The organism is Streptomyces sp. NPDC031340, from assembly GCF_055569945.1.
Genome location: NZ_JBVIIE010000002.1, coordinates 101,043 through 117,456 on the forward strand (window position 1 = coordinate 101,043; position 16,414 = coordinate 117,456).

Genomic DNA, 16,414 nt, shown 5'->3' on the forward strand with positions numbered 1-16,414 from the left:
ACATTTTCCCCCAGATGCCTTGACGCCCGCCCCTGGGTCGAATTTTATATGCGCAATCGTTCGGCGCAATCGTTCGGCGCAAAGGTTCGCGCTGACACATCGGCCGGAGAAGACCGTGACATATCAGGAGGTATCCGTGCGGACCGTCATGGTGCTCGCGACCGGCGGGACGATCGCCACCCGGAGCAATGCCGCGGGCGGAGCCGTCGCTCGTGCCAGCGGCGCCGAGTTGGTGGAGCAGCTGACCGTGGCGGGCGATGTCCGGGTCCGGGTCGACGACGTGTTCCGGATCGGCAGCTACCTGATGACCCTGGAACGGATGCGGACGCTCGCGCTGCGGGCCCAGGAGCATCTGCGCGGGGAGGACGTCGCCGGCCTGGTGATCACGCACGGCACGGACACCGCGGAGGAGACGGCGCTCTTCCTGGACCTCTTCCTGCACGACGAGCGTCCGGTGGTGCTCACCGGCGCACAGCGGCCCGCGGACGCACCGGACAGCGACGGCCCGCGCAACATCTCCGACGCCGTCACGGTGGCTGCGCAGCCGTCGAGCAGGGGGCTGGGCACACTGATCGTCTTCGACGGCTCGGTGTTCGCGGCGGGAGGGACGCGCAAGAGCCACACGATTGCCTCGAGCACGTTCGCCTCCCCCGACGGCGGGCTGCTCGGCTGGGTCCACGGCGGAGCCGTCCATGTCTCACAGGCCTCGCGTCCACGGCCGCGACTGGACCTGTCGGCCATGGACCCCTCCCGCGCCCGCGTCGACATCGTCGCGTGCTACCCCGGCGCGGACGCGACGGCCCTGCACGCCTTCGCCGCCGCGGGAGCGCGCGGCATCGTGCTGGAGGCCACCGGCGCGGGCAACGCCAATGCCGAGATCTGCGAGGCGGTGTCCGAGCTGACCGCCGCCGGGGTCGTGGTGGCCACCTCCACGCGGGTCGCCGCCGGGCCCGTCGCCTCGATCTACGGCAACGGCGGCGGCGCCGACCTCCTCGCCGCGGGCGCCGTCCCCACCGGGGTGCTGCGCCCTCCCCAGGCCCGGGTGCTCCTCGCGGCGCTCCTGGGAGTCCACGCCGACCCGCGCGCGGCGCGCGAGGCGCTGGCCGCATACACCACCGGCTGATCCCAGCCGCTGGACACACGACTCCCGGCCGCAGTGGCCGGGTGATGGAAGGAGTCGACCTTGCCCAAGGAAATCCTGTGCGCGTTCGGCGTCGATGTCGACGCCGTCGCCGGCTGGCTGGGGTCGTACGGGGGCGAGGACTCCCCGGACGACATCTCCCGCGGCATGTTCGCCGGCGAGGTCGGTGTACCGCGTCTGCTGAACCTGTTCGCCAAGTACGACCTGCAGACCACCTGGTTCGTGCCGGGGCACTCGATCGAGACCTTCCCGGACCAGTTCCGCCAGGTCGTCGACGGCGGACACGAAGTGGGCGTGCACGGCTACAGCCATGAGAACCCGATCGCGATGACCCGCACCCAGGAGGCCGCGGTCCTGGACCGCTGCATCGACCTGATCGAGAAGGTCACCGACCGGCGCCCCACCGGCTATGTCGCGCCGTGGTGGGAGTTCTCGCCGGTGACCAACGAGCTCCTGCTCGAACGGGGCATCAAGTACGACCACTCGCTGATGCACAACGACTTCACGCCCTACCGCGTGCGGGTCGGCGACAGCTGGACCAAGATCGACTACACCGCCCGGGCCGAGGACTGGATGAAGCCGCTGGTCCGCGGCGAGGAGACCGAGCTCATCGAGATCCCGGCGAACTGGTACCTGGACGACCTGCCGCCGATGATGTTCATCAAGGCCAGCCCGAACAGCCACGGCTTCGTCAATCCCCGGGACATCGAGCAGATGTGGCGGGACCAGTTCGACTGGGTCCACCGGGAGATGGACTACGCGGCCGTCACCTTCACCATCCATCCGGACGTCTCCGGGCGTCCGCAGGTGCTGCTCATGCTGGAGCGGCTCATCGAGCACATCAACAGCCACGAGGGCGTCCGCTGGGTCACGTTCGACCAGATCGCCGACGACTACGCCGCCCGTCACCCATGGAAGGCACAGGCCAGATGAACAGCGAAATGGTCTCACCGACGGGCGACGTGCCCGAGGCCGAACCGGCGCAGCGCCGCCGGCGGCAGTTCCCGGCGTTCACCCGCCGGCAGACCAACACGGCCGTGGTCCTGGCGCTCCTGGCCTGGACCGTCGCGGTCTTCGACTACGGCCTGTTCGGGACCCTGCTCCCGGTGATGCAGGACGACTTCGGCTGGAGCGCGTCGACGGCCTACCTGGTCAACACGCTCATCGCCATCGGCACCGCGATCATCGCCTTCGGCGTCGGACCGGTCATCGACCGGCTGGGACGCCGGCGCGGCATGATGGTCACCATCGGCGGCACCGCCGTCGCCTCCCTCCTGACCGCTCTCACCCCCGCGAAGATGGGTCTGGCGAGCATCGCCGGCATGGTCGGCGTACGGTCGCTCGGCGGCCTCGGCTTCTCCGAGCAGTCGGTGAACGCGACATACCTCAACGAGGTGTTCTCGATCACCGAGGACGAGGAGAAGCGTGAGCGCCGCGGGTTCTGGTACGGCATCGTCCAGGGCGGCTGGCCGCTCGGCTTCCTGCTCTCCAGCGCTCTGGCACTCGTCCTGCTGGACTCGATGGGATGGCGCGCGATGTACCTGGTCGCGAGCCTTCCCGCGGTCGCCCTGATCATCACGATCGGCAAGAAACTGCGCGAGACCCCCCAGTTCGAGCTGCACCAGAAGCTGACCCGGCTCAAGGCCGAGGGGAAGACCCGCGAGGCCGAGGAACTGGCTGCCGAATACGGCGTGGAGCACACCGACAGCGCCCCGATCGCCCGGATCTTCCAGCCCGAGCTGCGCAGGAACACGATCGTGCTCTCGCTGGCCTGGATCGTGAACTTCTTCGGCATCAACATCTTCAGCGTGTTGGGGAGTTCCATCCTGGCCAACGCCAAGGGCGTGCAGCTGAGCACCGCGTTCTGGATGCTCATCGTCATCAACCTGGGCGCCTACTTCGGCTACATCTTCCACGGCTGGCTGGGCGACCGCATCGGGCGCAAGCGGACCATCGTCATCGGGTGGATGATCTCCGGCGTGGCCTTCGCGGTGATGCTCTCCCCGCTGGTCACCAGCACCGCACTCATCGTGGCCACCTACGCCGTGGGACTGTTCTTCCTGGTGGGCCCGTACGCGGCGATCATGTTCTACATGGGGGAGTGCTACCCGACGGACTGCCGCGGCACCGGCACGGTGATCATCGGAGCCATGAGCCAGCCCGGCACCATCCTCGGCGGGTTCCTCTTCACCGGAGCGGCGGCCGCCTGGGGCACCGGCATGGCGGCGCTCTGGGTCGGCGCGGTCGGCACCTTCCTCTCCGGTGCGCTGATGCTGCTGGCCAAGCCCGTCGCCCGCCTCCAGCACTGACCGTCCTCAGCGGCGCGCGGCCGTTCACGGGGCCCGGTGGGCGGGGCCATCTCCGCCCTCCGGTGTCGTCCCCTCACCGGTCCGCAGACCTCACGGGTCCCGGGGCCTCGCTACTCCGCGGGCCCCGGGGACCTCGAGGTTCCGCACATCTCACAGGATTCAGAAAGGCTCACATCATGTCAGCACAGACGCAGGGCGGTGATTTTGCGTCGGGTGTCGCGGTCATCACCGGAGCGGCCAGCGGGATCGGCCGGGCCGTCGCGGTCGGGTATGCCCGCCAGGGCGTACGCGTGGTGATCGGTACTTTCCCGGGCGATCCGCACGACCCCTACGAGACGCTGCGTCAGGTGGAGACCGCCGGCGGCGAGGGGCTGGTCGTCGAGGTCGACGTCCGCGACAGCGGTCAGGTCGACGAACTGGCGCACAGCGCCCACGCGGCATTCGGGCGCATCGACTACGCGGTGGCCAACGCCGGCGTCCTGCGGCGTGCCCCGCTGGCCGACCTCACCGACGAGGTGTGGGACGACATGCTCTCCGTCGACCTGACAGGTGTGCTGCGCACCTTCCGGTCGTGCGCGCCCTACATGGGGGAGGGTTCCGCGATGGTCGCGGTCTCGTCCATCGCGGGGGGTGTCTACGGCTGGGAGGACCACGCGCACTACGCCGCGGCCAAGGCCGGGGTGCTCGGGCTGTGCCGCAGCCTGGCGGTGGAGCTGGCTGCCCGTGGCATCCGCGTCAACGCCGTCATACCCGGGCTCATCGAGACACCCCAGTCCTCGGACCCGGTCAACTCCCTCGGCCCGCAGGGGCTCGTCCGGGCGGGCGGTGACATCCCCTTCGGCAGGGTGGGGCAGCCCGACGAGGTCGCCGACGTCATCCGGTTCCTCACCTCACCGCAGGCCGGGTACGTCACCGGCCAGCAACTCGTCGTCGACGGCGGCCTGACCGTGAAGATGCGCGCATGAGCGCGGTCGCGGACCTGACCGGTCGCACGGCCCTGGTCACCGGTGGCGCCAGCGGCATCGGCCGGGCGATCGCCGAAGCATTCGTCGCCGCCGGGGCGCAGGTGGTCGTGCTCGACCATGACGCCGAAGCGGCCGAGCGGACCGCGCGGTCCATCGGCGCGGCCGGCGGCGTTGCCGCCGACGTCACCGACGAGCAGCTGGTCCGGTCTGCGGTCGCCGCAGCCGAGCTGCGGCTCGGCCGGATCGACGTCCTGGTCAACTCCGCCGGCATCCTGACCCAGAGCCCGCTGGTGGAGATGTCGCTGGAACAGTGGCAGCAGACCATCGACGTGGACCTGACCGGAGTGTTCCTCATGTGCCGGTACGTGGTTCCCGGGATGGTGTCCCGCGGTCACGGCCGGGTCATCAACATCGCCTCCCAGCTGGCCATCAAGGGCGGGACGTCGCTGACGCACTACAGCGCGGCCAAGGCAGGCGTCCTGGGCCTGACGAAGGCCCTGGCCCTGGAGGTGGCCCGCGACGGGGTGCTGGTCAACGCCATCGCCCCCGGCCCCATCGAGACGCCCCTGGTCGACGGGATATCCGAGGAGTGGAAGCGGGCCAAGCGCGCCGAGCTGCCGCTCGGGCGGTTCGGCAGGCCCGAGGAGATCGCGCCGACCGCGGTGCTGCTGGCCTCGTCCCCCGGCGGTGACCTGTTCGTCGGCCAGACGCTGGGGCCCAACTCCGGCGACGTCATGCCGTAGGAGCGAACCGTGTGTGGCGCTTGTGGCAGGGCCGTGGCGACCGACGCCTGGTCCGGCATCTTCTGTACCCGGCGTGCCCGTTGGGAGGCAGCCCGGATCGTCAACGACGTGCTGGGCGCGTGCGGACATCCCGCGCGGGTGACCTGCCCGACCGGGGCGTGGGTGGTCCGCTCGGGGACGGGCCGGAGCGTCGTGGTCACCACCGTCAGCCAGTTGTGGCAGGTGCTCCTGTCCCTGCCGGGCCCCCGCCTCGACGTGGCCGGGGCACTGGCCGGCCGGCCGCCCACCCCGGTCCTCGACGCCGTCGCGGCCTCGGCGAGAGCGGCGGCCCCCTCACCTCCCCCTACGAACCGATGAGTTGTGATCATGCCTGTAAGCCTTAACTCGGACATGGGTGAATCGTTCGGCATTCACTCGTTCGGCAACGACGACGCTCTGCTCCCGCTGGTGGACGCCGCCAATGTGGCCTGCGGGTTCCACGCCGGCGACCCGGTGGGCGTCCGCGAGACGGTGACGAAGGCTGCCGCCGCCGGGGTCGCCATCGGCGCCCACCCGGGTCTGCCCGACCCGGTGGGCTTCGGGCGCCGGGAGATGAAGCTGTTCCCCGACGAGGTGCGCGACCTGGTGCTTTACCAGGTCGCGGCGCTCAAGGGCTACCTGGACGCAGAGGGAGTGCCGCTGTGCCACATCAAGCCGCACGGATCCCTCTACGGCATGGTGGCCCGCGACGAGGAACTGATGGACGCCGTCTGTGATGTGGCCGTGCAGTACGGCGTCCCGGTCTACGGCATGGCCGGCACCGCGCACGAACGCGTCACGGCCGGGCGCGGCGTCCCCTTCGTGTCCGAGTTCTACGTCGACCTCGGATACCGGGCCGACGGCAGCCTCGCCATCGTCCGCCGCCCCCACGCCACGGAGCCGCGTCTCGCCGCCGACCGCGCCCGGCTCGCGCTGACCGACGGTCTGGTCGAGACGGACTCCGGCGGGCGCGTCCCCGTTCGCTTCGACAGCATCTGCGTGCACTCAGACACCCCGAACGCCGTCGAAGTGGCAACCGCCGTACGCCAGGTCATCCAGTCCGCCTGAGCATCCCCCGACAGACAACGAACCAGACCGTGAAAGGACATTCATGGCCGAGCACACTGTGCGCTCCCCCATGCCCGGCGTCTTCTACCGGTGTCCGGCACCGGGCCGGCCGCCGTTCGCCGAGGCCGGTACATCCGTGACCGCCGACCAGACCATCGGAATCATCGAGGTCATGAAGCAGTTCGCGGAGGTCAAGGCCGGAGCCTGCGGCACGGTGACCGCCTTCATCGCCGAGAACGACGCGCTGCTCGGCCCGGGAGACCCGGTCGCGACCATCGAGGCGGGCTGACGACATGCACAAGCTTCTGGTCGCCAACCGAGGTGAGATCGCCGTCCGCGTCATACGGGCAGGGCGCGAACTCGGCGTGCGGACCGTCGCGGTCTGCAGCGAGGCCGACACCGACGCCCCGCACGTGCGTCTGGCCGACGAGCATGTGGTCATCGGCCCCGCTCCCGCGGCCCGCAGCTATCTCGACACCGAAGCGGTCCTGTCCGCCGCCGCCCGGTCCGGGGCGGACGCCGTACACCCCGGCTACGGGTTCCTCTCCGAGCGTGCGGCGTTCGCCCAGCAGGTCGCCGACGCGGGAATGACGTTCGTCGGGCCCTCCCCGGAGGCGATCCGGCTGATGGGCGACAAGTCGCTGGCCCGCTCCACCGCCACCCGCGCGGGCGTGCCGACGGTACCCGGATCCGACGGCGCGGTGACCGGCCTGAGCGACGCCCTGGAGGTCGCCGAGCGTGTCGGCTACCCGATCGCGGTGAAGGCGGCGGCCGGCGGCGGGGGCCGCGGCATCCGGATCGTGGAGGGCCCGGACGAGTTGCGTACGGCACTCCCGCTGGCCCAGGCGGAGGCCGCGGCGGCGTTCGGCAACGGCGAGGTCTACCTCGAGCGGTTCGTGCCCCGCGCGCGCCACATCGAAGTACAGGTCTTCGGCGACGGCGAGCACTTCCTGCACCTGGGGGAGCGGGAATGCTCCCTGCAGCGCCGTCGGCAGAAGGTCGTCGAGGAGGCCTGCGCGCCCGACGTTCCCGCACAGGTCCGCCAGGCCATGACCGAGGCGGCCGTGCGTCTGGCGGCCGAGGTGGGCTACTCCGGTGCCGGAACAGTGGAGTTCCTCTACGACTCCGCGAGAGAGGAGTTCTTCTTCATCGAGATGAACACCCGCATCCAGGTCGAGCACCCGGTCACCGAGATGGTCACGGGCAGGGATCTGGTGCGTGAGCAGCTCACCGTCGCCGCGGGCGACGCCCTGTCCTTCACCCAGGAGCAGGTGGAACTGCGCGGACACGCTTTGGAGTTCCGGCTCAACGCCGAAAACCCCGACCTGGGGTTCATGCCCAGCCCCGGCACGATCACCGCGATGCGGATGCCCGGGGGCCCGTTCGTGCGCATCGACTCCGGCTGCGAGCAAGGCGGCCAGGTCAGCCCGTTCTACGACTCCCTCATCGCCAAGCTGGTCGTCTGGGGCGACACCCGCGAGGCCGCGCTGACGCGCGCCCGCCGGGCGCTCGACGAGGTCGAGGTGCGGGGAGTGGCCACGACGGCACCGTTCCTGCGCGCTCTGCTCGACGTCCCGGAGTTCGTCGACGCGGACTACCACACCACATTCCTGGAGAGCTGGCTGGCCGGCCGGGCCTCCGACCGCGATGCCACCGGGAGGACGGCGTGAGTCCGCTCAGCAGCAGCCGCTACTCGTGGGGCGGCGACGAACACCTCGTCGTCCAGCTCGACGAGGCCATGAGCCTGCAGGTCAACTTCCAGGCGATGGCCATGGCCAAGCTGCTCCACAGCCGCAAGCTGCCGGGCGTGGTCGACATCTGCCCTGCCAACGCCTCCCTCCTGGTGCGGTTCGACCCGGACGTCATCGCCCCCGCGGCGCTGGAGACCGCCGTGCGGCAGGTGGAGCGGGAAGTCGGTGAGGCGCCGTCCCTGACGCTCGAGACACGCATCGTCGAGGTGCCCGTCTGGTACGACGACCCGTTCACCAACGAGACCGGGGCCCGCTTCCGCGACCGCCACCAGCGGCCGGAGGGGAACGACCTGGAGTTCGCGGCGCTCGAGAACGGACTGCCCTCGGCGCAGGCGTTCGTCGACCGCCACTCGGGATCACCATGGATCACCTCGATGGTCGGCTTCGTCGCCGGGCTTCCGTTCCTCTTCCAGATGGTCCCTCAGGAGCGGCAGCTCGAAGTCCCCAAGTACCTGCGCCCCCGCACGGACACACCGGCGCTGACCGTCGGGTACGGCGGTTGCTTCTCCTGCATCTACTCCGTGCGCGGCGCCGGTGGCTACCAGATGTTCGGCGTCACCCCGGTGCCGGTCTTCGACCCGGCCCGGAAGCTGCCCGACTTCGCGGACTTCATGGTCTTCTTCCGGCCCGGTGACATCGTGAAGTTCCGTCCGGTCGACGAGGACGAGTACGAACGCATCAGGGCAGAGGTCGCGGCGGGCACCTTCCGCTACCGCCAGAGCCCGGTCAGCTTCAGCCTGCGCGACTTCCTGGCAGGCCCTGACGCCTACAACGCCACACTGCTGGAGGCCCTGTATGGCCATTGAGATCGTCAGCCCCGGCCTTGCCTCGAGCGTCCAGGACCAAGGCCGTCCCGGCTACTACGAGGTGGGCATCCCGCCGTCGGGCGCGGTCGACCTGTACTCCGCCCTGGCCGCGAACCTGCTGGTCGGCAACGAGGACGGCGCCGCCCTGATCGAGGCCGCCTACCTGGGGCCTGAACTGCGGTTCACCGAGCCCGCGGTGGTGGCCGTCACCGGGGCCGGGATGCCGCTCCTGGTGGGCGGGCGGCCCGCACCGCAGTGGGAGTCCTTCGAAGTCGCGGCCGGCGAGGTGCTCTCCTTCGGCTACCTGGAACAGGGGGCCCGGGTCTACATCGCCGTGTCCGGGGGTGTCGATGTGCCCCGGGTGCTGGGCAGCCGGTCGACGTACACCCTCGGGGCGTTCGGCGGGTTCGAGGGCCGTGCGCTGAGGGCAGGGGACGTGCTGCCGGTCGGCACCGGCGGCGGGCGGCCGGGACTGGTCGTCCCCGAGCACCTGCGCTCCGCGCTGTCCCGCGAGCTCGACGTGCGGGTCATGCTCGGCCTGTACGACCACCGGCTCACCCCGGCCGGCCTCGCCTCGCTGCTGGACACCACGTGGACACTGACGCCGGTGGCGGACCGGGTCGGCTTCCGGTACAGCGGCGGGACGCTGGAGTGGCAGGAGCGGGTGCAGCCGTTCGGCGCCGGTTCCGACCCGTCGAACATCGTGGACGCCGGCTACCCGCTCGGCTCCATCCAGGTGCCCGGTGGGGTGGAGCCCATCATCCTGCACCGCGACGCCGTCTCCGGCGGCGGTTACGCCATGGTGGCAACGGTGATCAGCGCCGATCTCGACATCGTCGGCCAGTCCGCGCCCGGGACCCGCACTCGTTTCCGCCCGGTGTCCATGGAGCAGGCGCTGGATGCCAGAGCCGCCGCCGCAGCACGCGTCCGGCGGCTGCGCACGGCGCTGACCCGGCCCCAGCCCGCCTGACGCAGCACTTCCCCATGTCACTGTTCGAAAGGATTCCCACCACTATGAGTTCCCTTGCGCCGGTCGCCTCCGGAAGGGGCACGCTCGTCGACCTCTGGGCGCGCAGCCGCACCCGCGACGCCGCGCTCGTCGTCGGTGCCGCCGGACTCACCGCCCTGGCCGCCCAGGTCTCGGTTCCGGTGCCGGGCTCGCCCGTGCCGGTCACGCTGCAGACGTTCGCCGTACTCGTGACCGCGGTGGCCCTCGGCGCCACCCGCGGCGCACTGGGCCAGCTGGTCTATCTCGCCGCCGGTGCCGCGGGGCTGCCGGTCTTCTCCGGGGCCACCGGCGGCGTGTCCGCCGTCCTCGGTGCGACCGGCGGCTACCTCCTCGGGTTCGTGGTGGCCGGCTACCTCGTGGGAGTGCTTGCCCAGCGGGGTGCCGACCGGCGCCTGTCCGGCACCTTGCTGACGTACGCCGCCGGATCGCTGGCCGTCTACGCGCTGGGGGTTCCCGTACTCGCCCTGGTCACCCACCAGTCGCTCGGCTGGGCCGTGGCCCACGGCCTCGTGCCGTTCCTCGTGGGTGACGCCCTCAAGGCCCTGGCCGCGAGCGCGCTGCTGCCCGCGGCGTGGCGTGTGGCGGGCCGCACCCGCTGACCGGGCGGGCGCGCCGGCCGCCCGCGGACAGCCGGCCGGGTCGCAGGTGCCGGCGGGTGTGCCGTCGCATACGCCGGCGCCCCGGCAGCGAGCGCGAGATCGGGGCAGCTCGCCGGCTGGGCGCGGATCGCGACCCGGGCCTCCACGCGGGCGAGCGGCACGCCGAGGCAGTAGTGGATGCCGTGACCGAAGGCGGCATGGCCGCCGGCGACATGACCGCCCGCCGGCCGGCCGCGGTCCCAGGGTGCCCTCAGTCCGTGAGGTGCTCCAGGATCCGGTGCATCCCGCTGTTCCAGTTCTCCTTGAGCGCCGCCACCGCCGCGTCCATGTCACCGCGTTGCAGACACTCCGCGATCCGCTCGTGTTCCACGGCGGAGCGCTCCAGGACGTCCTGGTCCCCGAGGGCGACCCGCTCGTAGCGGTGCATCGTCACCTTCAGCGAGGTGATCAGCTTCATCAGCCGGTCGTTGGCGCAGCCTGACAGGAGCAGGTCGTGCCAGGCGTCGTCGTAGCGCTCTATGACGTCGTGCGGCGCCTGCGGCGCGGAGAAGGCACGCGCCTCCTCCAGGAGACGGGGAGCCGTCGCCCGCAGGTGCTCCGGGTCGCTCGACTCCAGGGCCAGTGCCTCCAGCGCCGCCACGATCGCGGTCAGGTCACGGAATTCCCGCGCGCTCAGCGGCGTGAACCGGAAGCCCTTGCCGCGCTCGCTGGTGATGACGCCCTCGCGCTCGAGCGTGATCAGGGCCTCCCGCAGCGGCGTGCGGCTGACCCCGAGTTCGGTGGCGAGCTGCCCCTCGTTGATCGGCTCGTTGGTCGCGATCGTGCCGCGCCCGAGGCGCTTGATCAGTTCCTCCTTGACCTGTTCGCGCAGCGGGCGGTTCTCGATTGGCATGTGGGGCGGCCCTCCTCTTCCGTCCGGTCGATTATCTGTTACCGGCGAGTCACGCGGTACCCGCACCGTCGACCGGGATGATCGCCCCGCTCACGAACGACGACGCGTCGGACGCGAGGAACGCCACGGTCTGGGCGATGTCCCTCGGCTGCCCGATCCTGCCGAGGGGCCGGTCGGCGGCCTCGGCGTAGAACGCGTCGGAGCTCTCGCCGAGTTGCCGGGCCTCCTCGGCGAGCATGCCGGTGGCCGTGTCGCCGGGGCAGACGCAGTTGACGCGGATGTTGTCGGGACCGTGGTCGATGGCCATGGCACGGGTCATATTGACGACAGCACCCTTGGAGGCGCAGTACGAGACCGCCCGACCACCGCCCGAAATGCCCCATCCCGAACCGGTGTTGATGATCGAGCCGCCGCCCTGCGCGGCCATGCCGGGAATCACCAGGCGGCTCATCAGCATGATGGAGCGGACGTTCACGGCCATCACCAGGTCCCAGTCGTCCTCGGTGATCTCGCAGACGGTGGAGCGGCGGATGACGCCGGCGTTGTTGAACAGCACGTCGACGCCGCCGAAGCGGTCCCGCGCGGCGGCGGCCACGGCCTCGCAGTCCTCACGCCGCGAGACGTCGCAGCGGACGAAGACACCGCCGGTGTCCCTGGCGGTCCGCTCGCCGCCGTCCGTGTCGATGTCGGCGACGACGACGCGGGCGCCGAGTTCGGCGAGGACCTGGGCGGTGGCGCGGCCGATGCCGGTGGCTCCGCCGGTGACGATGGCACGCTTGCCGTCGAGAGTGATCATGAGTCTTCCTTCACGGGGTACGGGGCGCGGTTGTCGAGCGCTCGAACGGCAGGTGGTCAGGTGGACAGGCGGTCAGGTGGTCAGGCGGTACAGCGACGTGCGGCGCCGGCCGGTGATGACGGGCAGGTGGCCTGTCAGTTCGGCGTCCAGCGCCTCGTCGCCCGTGTCGAGGAGGAGTGGGCGGCCGCCCAGAGACGCCAGTTTCTGTTCGGTGCACAGCACGAGCAGCCGCTCCCGGCCGCCTGCCGCGCGCAGCACACGCGGCGAGATCTGCTGGTTGCCGCGGCCGAGGAGAAAGCCCTGGCCGCCGATGGGGGAGAGGGCGATCCAGCGTGGCCCCGCCGCGAGGAGGGCGTCCTCCCCGGCGTCGCGCAGCACGACCCCGGCCGGGTGACCGGGCCGCAGCGCGAGCACGTCGACACCCGTGAGGGAGGCGTCGGCCCCCAGCGCGGCGGCCACGGCGCGGGTGGTGCTGCCCGGGCCGAGTGCCAGCAGCCCGTCGCCGACACGCTCGGCGACCTCGGCGGCGATGCCGCCGACCGTCTCCGGCGCACCGGCCGTGCCGCCGGTCTTGCGCTGCTGGACGCGCACCGGCACGTCGGGGACGCGGAGCCAGCCGTAGAGGCGGGAGGTGACGCGTCCCGCGCGCAGTTCGTCCTCGTCCCGGTCCATCACTTCGGCATCGCGCAGGCGTACGGAGCCCGAGCGGGCGAGCCACGCGGCGGCCACCTCGCCCGCCGCGCGCGGGCTGACGCCGAAGACGGCCGAGTGCATCTTGACCCCGGTCGGCACTCCGAGCACCGGGCAGCTCAGCCCGTCGAGCGCGGCGAGCATGTCCCGGGCGGTGCCGTCGCCGCCGGCGAAGAGCAGCAGGTCGACTCCCTCGGCGACGACGGCCCGCACGGCGGCGACGGTGTCCGCGGCCGAGGTCTCGTCCTCGGCCCCCGGGGCGTACACGACCCGCGCCGTCAGCCCGGCCGTGGCGACGGAGTCGGCCCCCATGGCGCCGGCGGCGGTGACGACCTCCGGTTCCGCGCCGGGGTGCCCGCCTCCCGGTCCCGCGACCACGCGCCCCGGGTCACCGGCACCGGTGCCCGACCTCGCCCGCAGTTCGCGCAGTGCCGCAGCCGCTCGTTCCCCCGCCAGGGGTCTCGCGCCCAGGCCGAGGGCGCGGTGGCGGCGCTCCCGGCCGTCGGTGCCGCCCAGGCCGACCCGGCCGCCGAGCCCGGCGACCGGGTTGACCACCAGGCCGATCCTGGTCAACGGGGAGCCTCACCAAGGATCTTGCGGCGGTAGGCGCGCCAGGAGACGGCCCAGGTGGCCGGGTCGTCCAGGGTCTCCGGGCGGACCCGGTGGATGGTCGAACGGTGCGGGGCCGTGCGGACCGTGTCCGGGGACTCGTACGCCTCGCGGGCGACCTCGGCGAGGATCGCCGCGTACTCGTCGAGGTCGGCGCGCGTGTACGACTCGGTCGGTTCGAGTGTCATCGGCTCGGGGACGAGGTGCGGGTGGTGGCTCGTCCAGTAGTGAGTGCCGAAGTCCGCGGCGCGCAGCCCGATGTCCTCGGAGTGCAGCCCGGTGTCCCAGTGCAGCTTCTGCCAGCTGTAGCGGACCTGTTCGACGCGTGGCCGCCCCTGGGCGTACGGCACCGAGACCCCCGGGATCTGCCGGACCTTGTGGAGCAGGTAGTTGTTGTTGAGGACGGCCGTCTCCGCGGCGCAGCGCAGCCCCTCCGCGCCGAGCGACATGATCCACGCGTACGCGCGCACGAGGTTGGGCACCACCCCGTAGAACGGCCGCATCTTTCCGACGGACTCGGGCCGGTCGTCGTCCAGACGGTAGCGCTCGCCGTCGAACTCGACCGTGGGCCGCGGCAGATACGGCGCCAGCTCCTCCGTCACCGCGCACGCGCCGGCCGCCGGCCCGCCGCAGGCGTGCGGCGTCGAGAACGTCTTGTGCAGGTTGAAGTGGCACAGGTCGAACCCGGCCTCACGGGCGCGCGTGATGCCGAGGATGCCGTTGGCGTTGGCCTGGTCGTACGAGCACAGGCCGCCCGCCTCGTGCACGATCCGCACGAACTCCTCGATGCGCGGGTTGTAGATGCCCGTGTCCTCGGGGTTGGTGATCAGCAGCGCGGCCGTGCGTGGTCCGACCGCGGCCTTGAGCGCCTCGATGTCCGGGTAGCCGTCCGCGTCGGGGTGGAGGGTGATGACCTTGAAGCCGGCCGTCTTGGCGCAGGCCGCGTTCGACGGGTGGGAGAAGATCGTCGTGATGACTTCGTCGCGCTGCTCCAGCTCGCCGCGCGCGGCGAAGTACGCCCGGATCATGGCCACGTTCGTGTAGATCGCGGCTGAACCGGCCCCCGGCTGGAGGGAGACCCGGTCCATCCCGGAGATCTCCTTGAGGAGCAGTTCCAGGCTGTGCATGATGCCGAGGACGCCCTGGACGGTGTCCTCGTCCTGGAGCGGGTGCAGTGCGGCGATGCGCGGGTCGCGGGCGAACTGGTCGTTGACCTTGGGGCTGTACTTCATGGTGCAGGTGCCCTGGCCGACGTCGACGTTGAGGTCGGCGCCCAGGTTCTCCTGCGACAGACGCAGGTAGTGGCGCAGGACCTGTTGCTGCGACATCTCGGGCAGGGCGGGCGGCTCGGCGCGGCGCAGTGCCGGGGGGATCTCCACCCGGGCGATGGAAGGGTCCGGTGCCGGGACGAGGACGCCGCGTTCGCCCGGCGAACCGAGTTCGAAGATCAGCTTTTCGTCCCAGGACGCCTGCTGGAAGCGGCGCAGGGACGGCTTGGGCGCGATCCGCGCGTCCTCGGGGGAGACCGGTACGGGTACGTGGTGGGCGGTCACTTGACGATCTCCTCGAGGGCGGCGGCGAGCCGGTCGATGTCGGCTTTGGAGTGGACTTCGGTGACGCAGAAGGCGGCCGTGTGCTCGCCGGTGGGCACGGAGCCGTAGATGCCGCGTTCCTTGAGGCCGGCGCGGACCTCGGCGGCGGTTCCGCCGTGGGTGTAGCGCACGGTGAAGTCGGCGAAGTGCAGGGCGTCCCCGTACGGCACCTCGATGCCGGGCACCTGGGCGAGGCGCTGCCTGGCATAAGCGGTGTGGGCGAGGATCGTCTCGCCGATCTCCCGCATGCCCTGCGGCCCCATCAGGGCGAGATGGACACCGGCGCCGATGCCGTGCAGCGCGGCCGCCGTGCCCACCCACTCCTTGCCCTCCTCGCGCAGGGCGAAGGAGGTCCGCCCGTACGCGACGTCGCCGAAGCCGTACTCGCCCTCGACCGAGGTGGGCACCAGCCCGAACAGGCGTGAGGGGTACTCGGCGACCAGCCACTCCTCGTCGCGGGTGGCGACGAAGCCGGCGTTGCCGCCGCCGAAGCTCTGGTGGATGCCGAGCGGCTGGATGTCGCCGCAGGCGATGTCCGCCCCGTAGGCGGAAGGAGGCGCGACCACGCCGAGGGTGAGCGGATTGCAGCCGACGACGTACAGGGCGCCCGCGTCGTGGGCGAGTTCCGCTAGCCGCGGCAGCGCCGAGTCGACGATGCCGAGGGCCGAGGGGGCGTCCGCGTAGAGGGCCGCGATGTCACCGGCGGCCAGCTCCTCGTGCAGCGCGTCGAGGTCGGCGCAGCCCGTCTCCGGGTCGACCGGGACCACGGTGACCTCATGGTCGGGACGGACGTAGTCCCGTATGCGTGACAGCTTGTCCGCGTCGATCGCGGTGGCGACGAGCACCCGGCGGCGCCCGGTGATGCGGCCCGCCATGCGCAGGGCGGTCCCGGCGGCCTGGAAGCCGTCGTACACCGGGACGTTGACGACCTCGACGTCGAGGAGTTCGGCCATCATCGACTGGTACTCCCACAGCGCCTGGAAGCGGCCGTGGTCCTCGTAGGGCTCGCCCGCGTACGCCGTGAGGAACTCGCTGCGATTGACCACCTCGTCCACGACCGCGGGCACATGGTGCTGGTAACAGCCCGAGCCGAGGAAGCTGAGGACCTCCCGCGTCGAGGTGTTGCGGCCGAGCAGTCCCTCCATGTGCCGAACCAGTTCCGCCTCCGAACGCAGCGGAGCCGGCAGGTCGAGGGGGCGGTGCAGCCGGATCCCGTCCGGGATGTCGGCGTAGAAGTCTTCGGTGCTCGCCGCGCCGATCTCGTCGAGCATCGCCTGCCGCACGGCGGGCACCGAGTTCGGGATGTAGGGGTGGACAAAGTTCTCGGACGACGTCATGCCGTGCCTTTCGGGTAGGCAGGGTCAGCTCGATCTCGGTCTGGCACGACCGGTCTCAGCAGTCTTCGCATGTACACGTCTTGGCGGAG

17 protein-coding genes and 1 pseudogene are annotated in these 16,414 nt (G+C 71.3%); 12 read left to right on the forward strand and 6 right to left on the reverse strand.

Annotation, left to right across the window (positions count from 1 at the left end):
• Nucleotides 1-136: 136 nt before the first annotated feature.
• From ACZ5GT_RS01890 to ACZ5GT_RS01945, 12 genes are all read left to right on the forward strand, one after another.
• Nucleotides 137-1,123, forward strand: a complete 987-nt coding sequence (locus ACZ5GT_RS01890; protein ID WP_469012748.1) for an asparaginase — start codon at nucleotides 137-139, stop codon at nucleotides 1,121-1,123.
• 60 nt (nucleotides 1,124-1,183) lie between these two features.
• The gene (locus ACZ5GT_RS01895; protein WP_469012751.1) at nucleotides 1,184-2,074 is read left to right on the forward strand and encodes a polysaccharide deacetylase family protein; all 891 of its coding nucleotides are present in this window, start codon (nucleotides 1,184-1,186) and stop codon (nucleotides 2,072-2,074) included.
• Nucleotides 2,071-3,450 carry an MFS transporter gene (locus ACZ5GT_RS01900; protein ID WP_469012754.1) on the forward strand — a complete coding sequence of 460 codons (1,380 nt, stop codon included), beginning with the start codon at nucleotides 2,071-2,073 and terminating at the stop codon, nucleotides 3,448-3,450. Before ACZ5GT_RS01895 ends, ACZ5GT_RS01900 begins: the two co-directional genes overlap by 4 nt.
• A 176-nt stretch (nucleotides 3,451-3,626) precedes the next feature.
• Complete coding sequence (locus ACZ5GT_RS01905; protein WP_469012758.1) at nucleotides 3,627-4,415, forward strand: SDR family NAD(P)-dependent oxidoreductase; 789 nt, start codon at nucleotides 3,627-3,629, stop codon at nucleotides 4,413-4,415.
• A complete protein-coding gene (locus tag ACZ5GT_RS01910; RefSeq protein ID WP_469012761.1) occupies nucleotides 4,412-5,158 on the forward strand; it encodes an SDR family NAD(P)-dependent oxidoreductase in 747 nt (248 codons plus the stop codon). Before ACZ5GT_RS01905 ends, ACZ5GT_RS01910 begins: the two co-directional genes overlap by 4 nt.
• A gap of 9 nt (nucleotides 5,159-5,167) precedes the next feature.
• A complete protein-coding gene (locus ACZ5GT_RS01915) occupies nucleotides 5,168-5,515 on the forward strand; it encodes a hypothetical protein (protein ID WP_469012765.1) in 348 nt (115 codons plus the stop codon).
• Nucleotides 5,516-5,524: 9 nt separating this feature from the next.
• Nucleotides 5,525-6,244, forward strand: a complete 720-nt coding sequence (gene pxpA, locus ACZ5GT_RS01920; RefSeq protein ID WP_469012768.1) for a 5-oxoprolinase subunit PxpA — start codon at nucleotides 5,525-5,527, stop codon at nucleotides 6,242-6,244.
• A gap of 43 nt (nucleotides 6,245-6,287) precedes the next feature.
• Nucleotides 6,288-6,533 (forward strand): acetyl-CoA carboxylase, encoded by a 246-nt coding sequence (locus ACZ5GT_RS01925; RefSeq protein WP_469012771.1) that lies wholly within the window; start codon nucleotides 6,288-6,290, stop codon nucleotides 6,531-6,533.
• 4 nt (nucleotides 6,534-6,537) lie between these two features.
• Nucleotides 6,538-7,914, forward strand: a complete 1,377-nt coding sequence (locus ACZ5GT_RS01930; RefSeq protein ID WP_469012774.1) for an acetyl-CoA carboxylase biotin carboxylase subunit — start codon at nucleotides 6,538-6,540, stop codon at nucleotides 7,912-7,914.
• Nucleotides 7,911-8,801 (forward strand): 5-oxoprolinase subunit B family protein, encoded by an 891-nt coding sequence (locus tag ACZ5GT_RS01935; protein WP_469012778.1) that lies wholly within the window; start codon nucleotides 7,911-7,913, stop codon nucleotides 8,799-8,801. The genes ACZ5GT_RS01930 and ACZ5GT_RS01935 overlap by 4 nt, the downstream gene beginning before the upstream one ends.
• Complete coding sequence (locus ACZ5GT_RS01940; RefSeq protein ID WP_469012781.1) at nucleotides 8,791-9,771, forward strand: 5-oxoprolinase subunit C family protein; 981 nt, start codon at nucleotides 8,791-8,793, stop codon at nucleotides 9,769-9,771. The genes ACZ5GT_RS01935 and ACZ5GT_RS01940 overlap by 11 nt, the downstream gene beginning before the upstream one ends.
• A gap of 44 nt (nucleotides 9,772-9,815) precedes the next feature.
• Nucleotides 9,816-10,409, forward strand: a complete 594-nt coding sequence (locus ACZ5GT_RS01945) for a biotin transporter BioY (RefSeq protein WP_469012783.1) — start codon at nucleotides 9,816-9,818, stop codon at nucleotides 10,407-10,409.
• 83 nt (nucleotides 10,410-10,492) lie between these two features.
• Here the strand turns inward: ACZ5GT_RS01945 and ACZ5GT_RS01950 are convergent.
• The 6 genes and pseudogenes from ACZ5GT_RS01950 to gcvPA form a co-directional block, all read right to left on the reverse strand.
• Nucleotides 10,493-10,618 (reverse strand): annotated as a pseudogene (locus tag ACZ5GT_RS01950) (cytochrome P450); the annotation flags it as partial.
• Nucleotides 10,619-10,659: 41 nt separating this feature from the next.
• Entirely contained in the window at nucleotides 10,660-11,301 is a 642-nt protein-coding gene (locus ACZ5GT_RS01955) for a GntR family transcriptional regulator (RefSeq protein WP_469012785.1), read from the reverse strand.
• A 49-nt stretch (nucleotides 11,302-11,350) separates the two neighbouring features.
• Nucleotides 11,351-12,097: an SDR family NAD(P)-dependent oxidoreductase gene (locus ACZ5GT_RS01960; protein WP_469012788.1), complete on the reverse strand. Its 747-nt coding sequence runs from the start codon at nucleotides 12,095-12,097 to the stop codon at nucleotides 11,351-11,353.
• Between the two features lie 72 nt (nucleotides 12,098-12,169).
• Nucleotides 12,170-13,360 (reverse strand): ATP-NAD kinase family protein, encoded by a 1,191-nt coding sequence (locus ACZ5GT_RS01965; protein WP_469012791.1) that lies wholly within the window; start codon nucleotides 13,358-13,360, stop codon nucleotides 12,170-12,172.
• A complete protein-coding gene (gene gcvPB / locus ACZ5GT_RS01970; protein ID WP_469012793.1) occupies nucleotides 13,357-14,949 on the reverse strand; it encodes an aminomethyl-transferring glycine dehydrogenase subunit GcvPB in 1,593 nt (530 codons plus the stop codon). The genes ACZ5GT_RS01965 and gcvPB overlap by 4 nt, the downstream gene beginning before the upstream one ends.
• Nucleotides 14,946-16,325: an aminomethyl-transferring glycine dehydrogenase subunit GcvPA gene (gene gcvPA, locus ACZ5GT_RS01975; protein WP_469012797.1), complete on the reverse strand. Its 1,380-nt coding sequence runs from the start codon at nucleotides 16,323-16,325 to the stop codon at nucleotides 14,946-14,948. Before gcvPA ends, gcvPB begins: the two co-directional genes overlap by 4 nt.
• Between the last annotated feature and the right edge of the window lie 89 nt (nucleotides 16,326-16,414).